Below are 15,377 nucleotides of genomic sequence, written 5' to 3' on the forward strand. Positions count from 1 at the left end.
GAGATGGTTGGCGTTTCGGCGGGGCGGGTGACGTTGTCCGATCGGCGAACGCGGCGTAGCTGGTCCGTCGAGCTCGCGGCGTATCTGCTCGGGGCGTTTCCGGTCACCCAGGCGCGGTATGCGCAGGTCACCGGCCAGCGGCCGAGCGCAGCGCAAGGCGACCGGTTGCCGGTGGAGGGTGTTTCCTGGTTGGACGCGGTCCGGTTCTGCAACGCCCTGTCCGAACAGGAGGGTTTGGCGCCCGCGTATCGATTCCAGGCCGACGTCGGGGATATCGAGTGGGACGCGTCCGCTGACGGGTACCGACTGCCGACCGAGGCCGAGTGGGAGCACGCGTGTCGTGCCGGTACGACCGGCGCGCGGTACGGGCGGCTCGACGAGATCGCTTGGCATCGCGGCAACTCGCGCGAGCGGATTCACGACGTGGGCGGCAAGCAGCCCAACGCGTGGGGTCTGCACGACATGCTCGGCAACGTTTGGGAGTGGTGCTGGGACATCTACGACGCCGAGGTCTACGACACCTATCGGGTGTTGCGCGGCGGTGGGTGGTTCGACGAGAGCTGGAGCTGCCGGGCCTCGGTGCGGCGTCGCAGCCACCCGACCTTCCAGATCGACGACGTGGGGTTCCGCATCGCGCGTTCCACCGAGGGCTGACGCGTCGTTCAGGATGGCTGTTTCGATCGCCTTCCGGGCGGCCTGCCGTCGGTACTCGACCTACGCCGCGTACCTGCTTCCGATGCGACGTTTCCCCTTGGCAGTGCGCAAAGCTGTAGGAGTCGCGCGCTGCGGACCGGACGTGTCGGTCGGCTGGATGCTGGCGGCATCACCGCGTTCCCGGGCCTTTCCGATCGGCATCGGTCGATCGGTCAGATCGATGATCAACAGGAGTATGTTCACCAGATTGAGCGGTCAAGTTCGGCTGCTTTTGGTTCGATGAGTGCTACGGTGGGTGGTTCAACGCACGATCGTGGGTCTGCGAATTCACTGGAAAGAAGACCGCTTTCGGAGTGACGAGTGAGCGGCGATCGCGACTACGTTACCGGCCCGTGACCGTTATCCGTGATGAAGCCATCCCGATCCAACTGCGCCCGCCGGACAGCGACATCGACAGCACCGGCAACAGCGACGGGGCGAACGAACTCGTCGCCAGTCGGCCCGAGTCGACCACGGATATCTCGGCCGCTGAGGAATTCCTGCGAGCCTTCCACGACGCTCATCCCGAGTCCGGGCCGCTGACCAGGCGGCTGGCCGAAGTACGCCGGGCGGTTGCCGAAACCGGCACCTACCGGCACACCAGTGCAGAACTCGCCTACGGCGCACGGGTAGCGCTGCGCGACAGCGGTTGGTGCACCAGCGGTGTGCCGTGGCGTCGGTTGCGGGTCCGCGACCTGCGGGGTCTGCGCAACGCCTCAGCGATCGCCAGCGAGTGCTTCGAACACCTCCGGCTGGCCACCAACGCCGGGCGAATCCAGCCGCTGGTCACCGTTTTCGCCCCGGACGCACCGGACCGACCCGGCCCCTGCATCTGGAACGAACAGGTGGTCCGGTACGCGGGCTACGCGCTGTCCAACGGTGGCGTGCTCGGCGATGCGCGCTACCGCGGTCTCACCGCGGAGGTGCAGCGCCTGGGCTGGAAACCGCCGAGCCAACGCGGGCGCTTCGACCACCTGCCGCTGGTGGTGGAAACCGCCCACGAAGGCGCCAAACTGCTGACCGTGCCGCGCGACGTGGTGCAGGAAGTGCCGTTGGAACACCCGGAGTTCCCGTGGTTCGGCGAACTCGGGCTGCGCTGGCACACCGTGCCGTTGATCAGCAACATGCAGCTGCTCATCGGCGGCATCCGGTATCCCGCCGCGCCGTTCAACACCTGGTTCGTCGGAACCGAGATCGGCACCCGCGGCCTTGCCGATGAGAACGCGTACGGCATCACCCGGCATGTGGCCGAACGGCTGGGCATGGACACCGCCAACGAAAGAACCCTGTGGCGAGACCGGGCGATCGTGGAGATCAACCGGGCCGTGCTGTTCTCGTTCGACTCCGCACACGTCACCATCACCGACCACCACAGCGAGGCGCTGCACCGATTGGCCTGGCTGCGGTCCGGACCGAGAACCGGCGTCCACCGCCCGACGTTCACCGTCACCAAGGAAGCGGCCCAGCGTGCCCGGCAGGGCACACCGCCCGGCTTCCAGTCCCCCGAACCGACCCGACCGCGCTACGACGTGCTGGCGCGGATGAGTCGGCGCTGTCTGGGGACCGATCTGCCCGACGACTGACCGACCGGTCGGCGCGGTCGCCCGCGTTCCGGCCCGGGTTCGAGGCAAAACGCTCCAGCAGATCCGGCAGCACCGAGCTGGCCGCCATGAGCAGCAGCACCGACATGGCAAAAACGGCCCCGACGATGGAGATCGCGTTGACGAACATCCCAGTTCCTCCCCGACTTCGCTTCTGATACCTCTAGCGTCGCTCTTCCGGCTGGTGCAGCGGATCGGCCAGGTGGTCTTGCCCGATGGCCATTCGGCCAGTCCCACGACCGCGGGACTGGCCGAATGGCCGGTGCAGTCGGCGCCGACGGCTACTCGTCGGCGATGGGCTCGTTGCTGATCCGGCGCAGCATCGGCCCGCTGCTGGCGGCGGCGAGCACCGCGACCGCCACACCGATCACGACCGGCGCGAAGATCCAACCGTTGATCACCACAGGGGTCTCCGAGCCGAACAGCCCCAACAGCCCGATGCCGACCGCGATGCCGCCCGCACCCGCGCCCAGCGTCGCGACCAGCGCGGGCAGCGCGGCCTCGGTCCGCAGCGCACTCGCCAACATCCGCACCGGAGTTCCCGCGGCGATCAACGCCGCGAAGGTGCGCCGTCGATCGACCACCGACGACGCCGCGGTGATCGCGGCACTGGAACCCGCGAGCAATGCGGCCAGCGCCAAGCCGATGGCCGTCACCCGCTTGAGATCCCCCAACATCGTCTGCTGCTCGTACAACCGCAGTTCCCGACTGTTGGCCGTCTCGCCGGGCAGCGCCGAGGTGAGCGCGGTGCGCGCCTTCTCCCGGTCCGCATCGGTCGCCGGGTTCACCGCCAGCGTCGACTCCCCGACGTTGGCCAGCCCGGGCACCAGCGCGGGATCGATCAGCACCGAACCGCTGAGCTCCGGGTCCTGCCCACCGAGCGGGCGCACCACGACGCCAGCCGGTAGCGGGAACGCCATCGGCTCCGAGGTGCCGCTGTCGGCCGCTGGGTAGACCTGGACCTGCAAGCCGGAAGTGGGCAGCCGAGTGCCCGGGTCCACTCGAATCGCCGGTGGGCCCGCGCACACCCCGACCGCCATCCGGGTCACCGCCGCGGCGTCCGGGCAATTGATCGCCAACCCGGAGAACGTCGAGCCGTCGGGCGCCTCCAGGGAGACGCGCGACGCAGTGGCGACGGTGGCGTTCGCGCCGGTGCGCGCCAACTCGTCGGTGACGCGCTGCCGCTGCGCTGCCACCTGCTCGGACGGCACGTCCACGTACAGCACGGAGTCCTTGAAGGAACGGCCGCCACCGGCGTATGACTCGAAACTCGGCAGCAGGGTCAGTGCCATCGACCCGACGAACACCGCGAGGACGATGCCGGACACCGAGCGGTAGGCCGCCTTCGGATCGCTGCGCAACCTTCGGCCCGCGAGCAGCATCGCCGGTTTCCGCCACAGCGTGGCGAACAACGTGCCGAGCGCGCCGGTCAGCCATGGACCGACGATCGACGCCGACAGCAGCACCGCGGCCAGCGACGCGAGCAGCATCGTGAGGCCACCGGTTTCCTTGGCCACGGAGATCCCGAAGGAGAAGAACACCGCCACCGCGATCAGGGAAAGCAGCCGCCAGGCCTTGGGCGTCTTCCTGGAGTGGCTCATCGCCGCCGTGACCGGGGCCCGCACCACGCGGCGCAGCCCCAGCACCGCGGCCAGGATCACCAGCAGCGGAATCACGATCGCCACCGCGAGGGCGGTGCCCACCGACGGCGTGAAGTCGGAGGTCAGCCAGGTGCCGCCACCCCACGGGATCTGCGCCCCCAGGAACCGCAGCGGCCAGCTCAGCAGCAGCCCGATCACGGTGCCCGCCACGGCGGCGATGGTGGTCTCCGCGGTGACGGTGCCGATCACCTGCGCGGGCGTGGCACCGGCCAGCCGTAACGCCGCGAGTCGACGTTCGCGGCGTGCCGCGGTCAGCCTGGCGGCGGATGCGACGAGGACCAGGCTGGGAATGGCGAGCAGCACGATTCCCACGGCGGAAAGCAGATTCAGCAGCACGTCGGTTTCGTCGACCGACAAAGAACCCCAGATCGCCGCTTTGGAGGTGTCCAATGTGCCCGGTGGATGCCCGACGATCGCGACGAGTTGCTCCGGGAACTTCAGCGAATTCTCGTCCAACACGCCGATCACCCTGCCGGGGAACCGGTTGGCGAGCTCCTCGCGCGGGTAGTCCTCGGCCTGTGCGGCCAGCTGCGGCGACAGCAGCACCTCACCCGCATCCGGAAAGCGCGGTGCCCCTGGCTGCGCCGGGTGGCCCGAGACATCGAGTCTGGTGATCGTCTCGTTGTGGAAGAAATCCTGGCTGGCCAGCGAAACCGCGCCGGATGGGTCGACGGCGTTGCGCTGCCACGTCGACCGGTCCAGTCTCGCCTGAGTCGCGTTCGGCAGGGTCGCCAAGAACAGGATCAGGGCCGTGGCGACCGCGACTCCGGCCGCGGTGAGCACGGCCGAAAGGCGGCTGCGGGAGTTGCGGGTGGCCACCCGCAACACCCGCAGCGCCAGCTGGACCGGGTTCATCCGACCATCACCCCGCCCGCGATGACACCGTCGCGGATCTCCACGATTCGTCCTGCCTTGGCGGCCAGTTCCCGGTCGTGCGTCACGATGACGACGGCCGCCTGGGTGGCCGCCGCGGCGTCGAACAGGGCATCGGTGGCCTCGGCCCCGGTTCGGGTGTCCAACGCCCCGGTGGGTTCGTCGGCGAAGATCACCTTCGGTCGGTGCGCGAGGGCGCGCGCGATCGCCACCCGCTGCGCCTGGCCACCGGAGAGCTCGCCGGGCAGCCGGTTCTCCAGCCCGCCGAGGCCGAGCCGCCCCAACCAGTCCCGCGCCCCCGCCATCGCCTGCGCGCGGTTGGCCCCGGCCAGCAGCAGCGGCAGCGCCGTGTTCTCCGCCGCGGTCAGCTCGCCGACCAGCAGGCCCTGCTGGAACACGAAGCCGAATTCGCGCCGCCGCAGCTGGCTGCGCTTGGCCTCGCCGAGCTGGTCGATGCGGTGCCCGTCCAGCACCACCTCGCCGCCGTCCGGGCGCAGGATTCCGGCCAGCACGTGCAGCAGCGTCGTCTTGCCGGAGCCCGATGGCCCGACGATCGCCAACACCTCCGTGGTGCGGATCGTGAGGTCCACCCCGGCCAGTGCTCGGTCCGTGCCGTAGTTCTTGACCAGCCCTCGTCCCACCAGGAACGGACTTCCGGGCCGCCGGTCGACCATGGGAGCCGACATGTTCCTTCCTCCTGCTTCGTGCCCTGGGTCACCGCTGGGTGCGGGACCGCGTGTGATTCGAGGTTGGCGTTCGGCGGGAGATTTGGGATCGGCTTGCGGGCCGTTGATCGATTGCCGGAGGTCGGCCGATCGGCCAGGGCATTCGAACCATTCGGCCAAGGTGCTCGAATCGGCCACCGACTACCGTTTTGGCGTGAGCAGTTTCGCGACGATCCCCGAAACCGGACCGGCCGAACCGTGGTGGCATCGGTTCGGTGCCTTGCTGCGCGAGCAATGGATCTTCGCCGCGCTGCTCGGCCTGGTCTGGTGCGGGGACACGCTCGCCCTGCTGACGGATAGCGGGCGGCCCAGGCTGATGACCCTCGTGGTTACCGCGATGGCCTTGCTCGCGGTCTTCGGTCGCCGCCATCCGGTGCGGTGCGGACTGGCCGCCGCCGTTTTGCTGTGCTGCACCACAGCGGTCGTCCGGTTGGCGGACGCGAATCTCTACTCGCTCGGGTTGGAGTCGGTCCTGCCCACCGAGAACCTGGCCGGACTGCTGCTGGTGCTCTACCTCTTCCAATTCCGCCCGTTCCGGAAGGCCATCCCGGTCACCGCGGTCCTGGTGTTGGCGTGCCTCGTAGCGGTGCTGTTCCGCACCGGTGGGTCGGTCTCGCTGAGGCAGACCGTGAGTTTCGGCTTCCTGCAGCTGCTGCTCGCCACGGGAACGGGCCTGTACCTGCGCGGGAGGTGGCTGAACCGGGACGACGCGCGGGAAAGCCCGATCCGGGCGCTGTTGCGTCGCCAGTGGCCGGTGATCGCGGCGCTGAGCATCCTGATCTTCCTGGACTTCTTCCGGAACAGTTACTCATCGCTGCTGGTCAGCCTGGTCGTGCTGCTCGGCGGGCTGGTGCTGTCGGTGCTGGCCGTGTTCGCGCCGATGCGCCCGGTCGAGGCGGCCATGCTCGGGTCCGTGGCTCTGGTGCTCTCGGCGCTCGTGATGCGGTCCCTGGCGTTGGAGGCCGAGGTGGGCATCCTCGGCCCGGTGCCGGTTTCCTCGACCGGTGCGGGCATGTTGCTGTTGACATTCGCGACCCGCCACGCCGAGCCGCGGCGCGCGGTGTGGTCGGGCGCGGCGCTGGTCGCCGCCGCGTTGTTCGCGCTGTTCGTCACGCCGGTCGACAGCGGGAACGACAGCGTCCAGTACGTGTTCATGGGTGGTCTGCTGCTGGTGATCTCGGTCGGCACCGGGATGTACTTCCGCGCTCGGGACGAGGAACGGGCGAAGTCGATGCAGACCGCCGTGACCACCGCCCAGCAGGCCGAGCGGATGGCGTTGGCGCGCGAACTGCACGACGTGGTGGCGCACCACGTAACCGGCATCGTGGTGCAGGCGCAGGCGGCCCAACTCGTCGCGGCGAAGAATCCGCAGGCCGTGACCGACGCGTTGGCGCGAATCTCCGAAAGCGGCACCGAGGCGCTGACCGCGATGCGGCGGCTGGTCGCCAGCATGCGCGGCACCGAGCCGGCCGGTGCCTCCGAGGCCACCGAACAGGCCACCACCGACCTGGAAGCCGACCTGCGGGCCGTGGTGGCCGCGACCGAGCGCGTCACCGGTCACGCGGGGGCGCCCAAGGTGAACCTGCGAGTGGACCTCGGCCGGGAAATCCCACCGGAGGTCGCCAGATCGGCCCTTCGCGTGGTGCAGGAATCTCTGACCAACGCCGAGAAGCACGCACTCGGCGCGAGTTACGTCCAGGTCGACGTGCACGCTGACCCGGCGAACCTGTACGCGCTGATCACCGATGACGGCGCAGGGGTACGCCGCCAGCCGGTCGGCGGATCGGGTGGATACGGTTTGGTCGGGATGCGGGAGCGGATCGAGTTGCTCGGCGGCCGGTTCCGCGCTGGGCCGGGTGAACACGTCGGCTGGCGGGTCGAAGCGGTGCTGCCGCTGGCGGAACAGAGCGAGGAAGTGGGACAGCGATGATCCGGGTGCTGATCGCCGACGACCAGGAGCTGGTGCGCGCCGGTTTCCGGATGATCTTGGAGTCGCAGGACGACATCGAAGTGGTCGCCGACGTCGCCAACGGGGTGGACGCGGTTCAGGTCGCGCGGGAGAAGCGGCCGGACGTGTGCCTGATGGACATCCGGATGCCGGGGATCGACGGGTTGGAGGCGACCAAGCAGCTGGCCGGTCCCGACGTGACCGAGCCGATCAAGGTCGTCGTGGTGACCACCTTCGACCTGGACGAGTACGTCGAGAGCGCGTTGCGCAACGGGGCGAGCGGATTCCTGCTCAAGGACGCTGGTCCGACCCTGCTGCTGGAAGCGATCCGGGCCGCGCAACGCGGCGACGCGCTGGTCTCGCCGCAGATCACGGTCCGCCTGCTCAAGCACTTCGCCCAGCCGCAGCGCGGGCGCCGCTCGCTGCCCGGGCCGACCGTGGAACTGACCGAACGAGAGCTCGACGTGGTGCGGGCAACCGCACGCGGGCTGACCAACGGCGAGATCGGTCAGGAGCTGTTCATGTCGTTGTCCACGGTCAAAACCCACCTCGCCGCCGCGCAGGGCAAGATCAAGGCCCGCAACCGCGTGGAGACCGCCGCGTGGGCTTGGCGCAGTGGCTTGATGGACGACCAATAACCGTCAGGTGCGGGCCGGTTCCCGCTCCTGCGGCGCGTGATCGCGGCGCGGGAGCAGCAGCGGGGTTGTCAGGATCAGGAGACCGGCGATCGCGATCGCGGTACGGGCGCTGGTGAGATGTGCCAGCAGGCCCCACAGGGCGGTCAGGGCCGCGACGGTGATGTTGCTGGTGACCGACCAGGCGGACAGGGTGCGCGCGATGCGGTCCGTCTCGGTCTGGTCGAGCCGGTAGGTGGCGAACACCGGGTTGAACACGCCCATGCAGGTGATCAGCGCAAGCTCGACGGTGATCACGAGCACCAGTCCCGCAGTGCCGGGGCAGACGAAGGCCAACGCGACGGACCAGCAGGCGCGCAGCGCCCCGGCGGTGAGCATGACCTTGTGCTGCCCGAATCGCGCGACGAGTCGGGGGGCCAGCCGGGCGCCGATGAGGCCACCGACGCAGGGTGCGGCGAACGCGAGGCCGTACTGCCACGGCGCGAACCCGAGCGGGCCGAGCATGAGCACCGCCAGCAGCGGAGCTGTTGCCAGGATCAGGCCGTTGACCAGGACCGTGTTGAACAACAGCGGGCGCAGCGCCGGGTGCGACAGGATGTACCGCCACCCGTCGAGCAGGTCACCGGCTCGCAGCCGTGGTGCAGCGGTTCGCACCGGCTGCGGCTCCCTCCCGCCGATCGCGCGGATCCCCGCTGCCGAGAGCAGGTAGCTGACCGCATCGGCCACCACGGTCGTCATCGGGCCGAACAGTCCGATCGCGGCGCCGCCCACGGGTGGTCCGAGCACGGTGGCGGTCCAGTTCGTCGACTCGAATCGCCCGTTCGCGACGATCAGATCTCCGGGCCGCACAAGCGCTTTCAGGCATGCGCCGCTGGCCGCTTTGAAGGCGATGTCGGCCGCTGCGACGACGACCGACACGACCAGGAGTTGGGTGAAGCCGAGCCAGCCGAGCGCGAACGCGATGGGGACGCTCAGCAGCGCTGCGCAGCGGGTCAGGTCCATCGCGATCATCACCGGCCGCTTGCGGCGGAACTCCACCCACGGGCCGAGCGGCAGCGCTACCACCGCACCGACCGCCAGCCCGGCAGCTGACAACACCGACACCTGGGTCGGCCCGGCGTGCAGCACCAGGATCGCGATCAGGGTGAACGCGTCGAACGCGAGCCGGGTGCCGAACGTGCTGACCGCATACGCCGCCCAGAGCCATCCGAACTGCCGTCCCAGCGACCGCCTGACCATGCCCGCCCACCGCCGTCCGCCCGAACAAACCAGCGAGATCAAAGCCCGCAGCAGACCCGCGGAGCAAACAACCGCGCCGTCGGCGAGCCACAACCGCGCGTTGTGCAACCAAGAAGGCGCTAGCGCGGCGGGAGAGCAAACCTGCGCGCGCATGGCCGGATCCAACTTCCACCGACTGCTCACGCTCGGACTCACGCGTCACAACGGAGCACGAGTTCTGGACTGAACCCCAGCTCACCCCGAACCTGCCTGCGGCCAACCACCGCCACCCGCCACACTGCGACCGGCGGGAAGAACGACCACTCAGTCGACCCCAGGGTCTGACCCACGGCCGCACAGACGGCCTTGTCGGCGTTCTTCCCGCTCCGAAAACCCACTCCTCCAGGACCCTCTAGGGTCGGTCGGCGTGGATTTCGATGCGGTTCGCACCTTCGTCGCCGTCACGGACGCGGGTCAGTTCCAGGAAGCCGCCATCGAGCTGTCCATCACCCAGCAGGCCGTTTCCAAGCGCATCGCCGCGCTGGAGAAGGACCTCGGCGCGCGGCTGTTCACCCGCACCGCGCGCGGCGTCCGGCTCACCATCGATGGGCAGGCGTTGCTGCCGCACGCCCGCGACCTCCTCCGGCTCGAAGCGCGGGCCGTCGCCTCCGTGCGTCCCGGTCGCCGCGCGTTGCGCGTCGACGTGATCGGCCGACAGCTCGCACCAGCGGGTCTGCTGCGCGAGTTCCATCGCGCGCATCCCGAGACCGAACTCGATGTCGTGACCCTCTTCGACGCCGACGCGGCAATCGACGCCGTCCGATCCGGCGCGATCGACGCGTCCTTCCGCGCTGTCGACGCGCGGCAGCTCCCCGACGGCATCGAGGCCGTTCGGGTCCTCGACGAGCCCATCGAGCTGCTGACCGGACCGGCCCACGAGTTCGCCGCCGCCCCCGCGGTCACACCCGCCGAGCTCGCCGGATACCGGATCTGGATGCCCGGCATCGTCCCCGGAACCGAGTGGGCCGCTTACTACGACGAACTCGCCGCCGAGTTCGGGCTCACCATCGACGCGGTCGGCCCCAACTTCGGCACCGATCCCCTGCTGGAAGCGATCGCCGATAGCTCGGCGTTGGTGACCTTCATCGGCGAGCGGTCCCGGCTCCGCTGGCCCGCCGACTACGACCTGCGGCGCATCGCCGTGCACGATCCGACACCGGTCTACCCGCACTCGCTGATCTGGCGCGACGACAACCCGCACCCCGCCTTGACCACGCTCCGCGACTACCTCGACGCCGCGCTGCCCGACCACTCCGCTGTCGAGACCTGGGCGCCGAGCTGGGGGCAGGCACCACCGCGCCGACCCAGCGGCGACGACGCCCTGAGCCGCCGCGTCTAACCCATCCGAGCTCGACCGACGGGTTGCCGCGTACTGGCCGATCGTATGAGGTCGGCGGGCCGATCAGCCGAGGTCCGGGCGCCGGATCCCGGCGATGCTGGAGTCATGACGCAGCGAATGCAAGACATCGTTTTCGTGACAGTGCTGACCGGCATCGCGGGTGCGGCGGGGGTGATCATGTTGCTCGTCATAAGTGCGTCGGGTGGTGGGTGAGCGTCGGGCAGAATGCGGGCATGCCGATCGCACTACGCCTGCACGCGCCGATGGTTCTGCCCTGCGATCCGATGTGCTCGGTGATTCGGGACGCGGTGGTGGACGTCGACGCCGACGGGCGCATCGTGTACTGCGGGCCGCGCACCGGCGCACCGGAGCGTCCGCACGATGCGAACGTCCGGGAATGCAGCGGAATCCTGTTACCTGGCCTGATCAACGCGCACTCGCACAGTCCGATGACCCTGCTGCGGGGGATGGGCGGCGATCTTCCGCTGATGCGGTGGCTGCAGGAGGTCATCTGGCCCGCCGAGGCGCGGCTGCGGCCGTCGGACGTCCGCGCGGGGATGGAACTCGGGTGCGTCGAGATGCTGCGGGCCGGGGTCACGACGAGCGCCGAGATGTACTTCATGGGCGAGGCGGTGGTCGACGCCACCCTCTCGGTCGGGTCTCGGGTGGTGTTCGCCTCGGCGGTGATCTCCACCCCTGCGTTGGACAGTTTCGGCGGCTGGCAGGGCATGGTCGACGGCATCAACCGGTGGATCGATGCCGATGGGCTGCGGTTCGGCGCCGGTGATCGGGTGGAGCTGGCCTACGGTCCGCATTCGGCGTACACGCTGCCGCTGGAAGCGCTGCAGATGATCGGGGAGTCCGCGCAGCAGCGTGCCGCCCTGGTCCACACGCACGTGGCCGAAACCACCGCCGAGGACGCCGAACAGCGAGAGAAGTTCGGTTCGGTACCCGCTCTGCTGGAGAAGCTGGGCGTGCTCGACGGCCGGGTGCTCGCCGCGCACGGGGTGCACCTCTCGGACAGCGACATCGAGTTGTTCGCGCGCCGCGGGGTGGGTGTGGCGCACTGCCCGGGATCCAACGCGAAGCTCGCCTCGGGGACCGCTCGGCTGGTCGATCTGCTCGCCGCCGGCGTTCCGGTGGGACTGGGCACCGATGGGCCATCCAGCAACGACGACCTGGACCTGTGGGAGGAGGTGCAGCTCGCGGGCCTGTTCGCGCGGACCCTGACAGGCGACGCGACGGCGCTCAGCTCGGCAGCCGCGCTGCTCGCCGCGACACGGGGTGGAGCTGCGGCCCTGCACAGGGACGACATCGGGGCGCTGGAGCCGGGTCGCTGGGCCGACATCGTGCACCTGGACGTCGACAACCCGGCGTTCGCCACCGGCCTGGACGCACCGGACGACCAGGTGCTGGCGAACGTGGTGTGGGCGGCCGGATCGCGTTGCGTTCGGGACGTCTGGGTCGCGGGTGAAGAAGTGCTGCACGAGCGCGAGCCCACCCGAGTGGATCGCCGAACGGTGCAGGCGACGGCCCGCACAGCGGCGCACTACGTCCGGGGCTGAACCCAGTGCTCTGGCGGTCCCAACACGCGCGGCCCCAGTGCTTCGGCGGCCCAGTGCTTCCGCGGCCCAGTGCTTCGGCGACCGGGCCCGAGTGTCGGGTCAGGACGGCCGGATGACGATCTCGGTGAGGTGCGCGTCGGAGCTGGCGTGCACCGCGGACACGATCGGCGCGGCCACCGACTCGGGGCGCAGGTACCGGTCCGGCTCGAACACACCACCCTCCTGCTCACGGACGTTGCGCTGCATGTCCGTGACGGTGCGACCCGGGAACACCGAGGTGACCCGGACGCCGTTGGCGGCTTCTTCGGCGCGGAGCACGTCGGCGAAGGCGCGCAGCGCGAACTTGCTCGCGGCGTAGGAGCCCCAGTTCGGCTTCGCGGACAGCCCGGCGCCGGAGTTGACCAGCACGACGTGGCCCTTCGCGACGCGCAGCGCGGGCAGTAGCAGCCGGGTCAGTTCGGTGACCGCGAAGAGGTTCAGCTCGAAGGTGCGCCGCCAGGTGTCGCTGCGCGCATTGGCGACCGGCGCCAGCTCGATGAGACCGGCGCTGTGCACCACCACGTTGAGCCGCTGGATGTCGGCGACCGCTGCGGCGACGGCGCCGTGATCGGTGAGTTCCACCGGCCACGGCCGGGCCCCGGGAAGCTCGTCGACGAGCTCTCGCAGCGCGTCGGCGTCGCGCCCGCCCAACAGCAGATCGTGCGTGTCGGAAAGCGAGCGGGCGACGGCGGCACCGATGCCTCGGGAAGCGCCGGTGACCAGGGCAATTGGGCGTTCGGGCATGCCTGAACGGTATCGTCGAACGGTTTCGATCCGGCTACCGGGCGTCCCAATCGGCGGGTGACCACTTGACCCGTTGAGACGATGCGGCTTAGGTCACCTGAGTGAGCAGTGTCGACGCAGCCTCTGCTGGAGTTCAGAACCGGATCCTGCGCAAGGTCGCGGTCCGGTTGATGCCGTTCCTTTGCTTGCTCTACTTCGTCAACTACCTGGACCGGGTGAACATCGGCTTCGCCGGTCCGAACGGGATGAACGACGAACTCGGGTTGACCGCGACCGCCTTCGGTTTCGCATCGGGCATCTTCTTCATCGGCTACCTGGTGCTGGAGGTTCCGAGCAACCTCGCCCTGCACCGCTTCGGGGCGCGCAAGTGGCTCGCGCGCATCATGATCACCTGGGGCTTGGTCGCGACCGCCATGGCGTTCGTGCCGAACCCCGTCACCCTGGTGGTGCTGCGCTTCCTGCTCGGCGTGGCCGAGGCCGGGTTCTTCCCCGGCATCATCCTCTACCTGACCTACTGGTTCCCGGCGGCGCAGCGGGCGAAGGCGGTCGCGCTGTTCATGACCGCGATCCCGGTGTCCAGCGCCATCGGCGCGACCGTGTCGAGCGCGCTGATCAGCGCCGGGCACGGGATCTTCGGTCTGTCCGGGTGGCGGTTCATGTTCCTGGTCGAGGGCATCCCGGCGATGCTGCTGGCCGTCGCCACCTGGTTCTACCTGACCGACCGGCCGTCCGAGGCGAAGTGGCTGGCGCCCGAGGAGCGGGCCTGGCTGAACGAACAGCTGGACGCCGAACGAAAGCAGACCGAGGCCGCGCACAGCTGGCCGCTGCGCAAGGCGCTGACCCACCCGCGGATCCTGGCCCTGGCGTTCGTGTACTTCGGCATCGCCTACGGCCTGTACGCGCTGGGCTTCTTCCTGCCCACCATCATCAAGGGCTTCGAACAGCAGTACGGCACCGATCTGTCCACGATGCAGACCGGTTTGATCACTGCGGTGCCGTACGTGATCGGCGCCGTGGCCATGGTGCTCTGGGCCGCGCACGGCGACCGGACCCGGGAGCGGGTGTGGCACGTCGCGTTGCCGATGCTGCTCGGCGGCGCCTGCATTCCGATCGCGCTGTACCTGGGCAACCCGTTCAGCGCGATGGTCGCGGTGACGATCTGCGCGGTCGGGGTCTGCGCCGCGCTGCCCACCTTCTGGGCCCTGCCGAGCAACTTCCTGGCGGGCGCGGCGGCCGCCGGTGGTATCGCGCTGATCAACTCGTTGGGCAACATCAGCGGCTTCGCGGCGCCCTACATCACCGGTGCGCTCAAGGACGCGACCGGCTCCCAGCGCACCGGCCTGTGGGTGGTCGGCATCGTGATGATCGCGGCGGCGATCACCGCGATCGCCCTGCGCGCAGCACCCCGCACGGAGCAGACCGAAACCAGCACCCAGCAAGAAAGCTGATGCGCCGCACGGTCCTCGGTGGCTGCGGGGCGTGGCCGGGCGCGGGGCAGGCGTGCAGCGGATATTTCGTCGAGCACGACGGATTCCGCCTGCTGCTCGACCCCGGATACGCCACGCTGCCCCGCCTGCTCGCGTTGACGGCGGCCGAGCGGGTGGATGCGGTCCTGGTCAGCCACGGGCACCCGGATCACTGCGCGGACCTCAACCCGCTGCTGCGGGCCAGAGCGCTCGGCGATGCTCCCCCGACGCCGCTGCCGGTCCACGCATTGCCCGGTGCTCTCGATGCGGTGCTGGCGCTGGATGGCCGAATGCTGGCGGGCTCCTACGAGGTGCGGGATTTCGACGCGGGCACGGCGTTCGCAATCGGACCGTTCACAGTGGACACCAAGCTGCTCCCGCACTTCGTGCCCAACGCGGGCATCAGGCTGATGGCCGACGGCGAGGTCTTCGCCTGCACCGGAGACACCGGCCCCAGCCCGGACATCGTCGCGCTGGCCCGCGACGCCGACGTGTTCCTGGCGGAGGCCACCTTCCCGGAGCAGGTGCTGCCGGAGCAGGACGCCCCGTTCCTGTCGACCGCTCGCCAGGCCGGTGCCTACGCCGCTGAGGCCGAGGTCGGTCGACTCGTGCTGGCGCACCTCTGGCCAGGCGTCGAGCCAGCGGCAGCGGAGCAGTCCGCTCGCGCCACCTGCACCGGCCGGATCGACGTGGCAACCCCGGGGCTGACTGCGACGCTCAGTTGACTCCGTGGCCGCAGCGATGCGCAAGCACAGCCGTCCCGGTGGTTTCGCTCGGGTGCGCTCCGCGGGGTTGGTTGACTTCTACATT

Annotated in this window: 12 protein-coding genes; 8 read left to right on the forward strand and 4 right to left on the reverse strand. The window is 69.6% G+C overall.

Annotated features, from left to right (window positions below):
* Positions 1-3 precede the first annotated feature (3 nt).
* Both ACTWQN_RS12215 and ACTWQN_RS12220 read left to right on the forward strand, forming a co-directional pair.
* Positions 4-654 carry a formylglycine-generating enzyme family protein gene (locus ACTWQN_RS12215; protein ID WP_443203530.1) on the forward strand — a complete coding sequence of 217 codons (651 nt, stop codon included), beginning with the start codon at positions 4-6 and terminating at the stop codon, positions 652-654.
* Between the two features lie 392 nt (positions 655-1,046).
* The gene (locus ACTWQN_RS12220; RefSeq protein WP_443203531.1) at positions 1,047-2,276 is read left to right on the forward strand and encodes a nitric oxide synthase oxygenase; all 1,230 of its coding nucleotides are present in this window, start codon (positions 1,047-1,049) and stop codon (positions 2,274-2,276) included.
* Between the two features lie 299 nt (positions 2,277-2,575).
* Here ACTWQN_RS12220 and ACTWQN_RS12225 read toward each other — a convergent pair whose 3' ends face one another.
* Both ACTWQN_RS12225 and ACTWQN_RS12230 read right to left on the reverse strand, forming a co-directional pair.
* Complete coding sequence (locus tag ACTWQN_RS12225) at positions 2,576-4,810, reverse strand: FtsX-like permease family protein (RefSeq protein ID WP_443203532.1); 2,235 nt, start codon at positions 4,808-4,810, stop codon at positions 2,576-2,578.
* Positions 4,807-5,514 carry an ABC transporter ATP-binding protein gene (locus ACTWQN_RS12230; RefSeq protein WP_443203533.1) on the reverse strand — a complete coding sequence of 236 codons (708 nt, stop codon included), beginning with the start codon at positions 5,512-5,514 and terminating at the stop codon, positions 4,807-4,809. Before ACTWQN_RS12230 ends, ACTWQN_RS12225 begins: the two co-directional genes overlap by 4 nt.
* Before the next feature lie 193 nt (positions 5,515-5,707).
* On the opposite strand from ACTWQN_RS12230, the gene ACTWQN_RS12235 reads away from it, so the two are divergent.
* Both ACTWQN_RS12235 and ACTWQN_RS12240 read left to right on the forward strand, forming a co-directional pair.
* Complete coding sequence (locus ACTWQN_RS12235; protein WP_443203534.1) at positions 5,708-7,483, forward strand: sensor histidine kinase; 1,776 nt, start codon at positions 5,708-5,710, stop codon at positions 7,481-7,483.
* Positions 7,480-8,139: a response regulator gene (locus ACTWQN_RS12240; RefSeq protein WP_443203535.1), complete on the forward strand. Its 660-nt coding sequence runs from the start codon at positions 7,480-7,482 to the stop codon at positions 8,137-8,139. Before ACTWQN_RS12235 ends, ACTWQN_RS12240 begins: the two co-directional genes overlap by 4 nt.
* 3 nt (positions 8,140-8,142) lie before the next feature.
* Here the strand turns inward: ACTWQN_RS12240 and ACTWQN_RS12245 are convergent, their stop codons facing one another.
* On the reverse strand, positions 8,143-9,375 hold the full coding sequence (locus ACTWQN_RS12245; RefSeq protein WP_443203536.1) for an MFS transporter: 1,233 nt from the start codon (positions 9,373-9,375) through the stop codon (positions 8,143-8,145).
* A 406-nt stretch (positions 9,376-9,781) separates the two neighbouring features.
* Between ACTWQN_RS12245 and ACTWQN_RS12250 the strand changes: the two genes are divergently transcribed.
* Positions 9,782-10,753, forward strand: coding sequence for a LysR family transcriptional regulator (locus tag ACTWQN_RS12250; RefSeq protein ID WP_443203537.1), 972 nt, complete (start codon positions 9,782-9,784; stop codon positions 10,751-10,753).
* 233 nt (positions 10,754-10,986) lie between these two features.
* Entirely contained in the window at positions 10,987-12,318 is a 1,332-nt protein-coding gene (locus ACTWQN_RS12255; protein ID WP_443203538.1) for an amidohydrolase family protein, read from the forward strand.
* A 99-nt stretch (positions 12,319-12,417) separates the two neighbouring features.
* Here the strand turns inward: ACTWQN_RS12255 and ACTWQN_RS12260 are convergent, their stop codons facing one another.
* On the reverse strand, positions 12,418-13,101 hold the full coding sequence (locus ACTWQN_RS12260; RefSeq protein ID WP_443203539.1) for an SDR family oxidoreductase: 684 nt from the start codon (positions 13,099-13,101) through the stop codon (positions 12,418-12,420).
* A gap of 101 nt (positions 13,102-13,202) precedes the next feature.
* On the opposite strand from ACTWQN_RS12260, the gene ACTWQN_RS12265 reads away from it, so the two are divergent.
* Entirely contained in the window at positions 13,203-14,549 is a 1,347-nt protein-coding gene (locus tag ACTWQN_RS12265) for an MFS transporter (protein ID WP_443203540.1), read from the forward strand.
* Positions 14,549-15,292, forward strand: coding sequence for an MBL fold metallo-hydrolase (locus ACTWQN_RS12270; RefSeq protein ID WP_443203541.1), 744 nt, complete (start codon positions 14,549-14,551; stop codon positions 15,290-15,292). Before ACTWQN_RS12265 ends, ACTWQN_RS12270 begins: the two co-directional genes overlap by 1 nt.
* The last annotated feature ends 85 nt before the right edge of the window (positions 15,293-15,377 follow it).

It is taken from the genome of Saccharopolyspora antiqui, from assembly GCF_052246905.1.
Classification (GTDB): Bacteria; Actinomycetota; Actinomycetes; order Mycobacteriales; family Pseudonocardiaceae; genus Saccharopolyspora.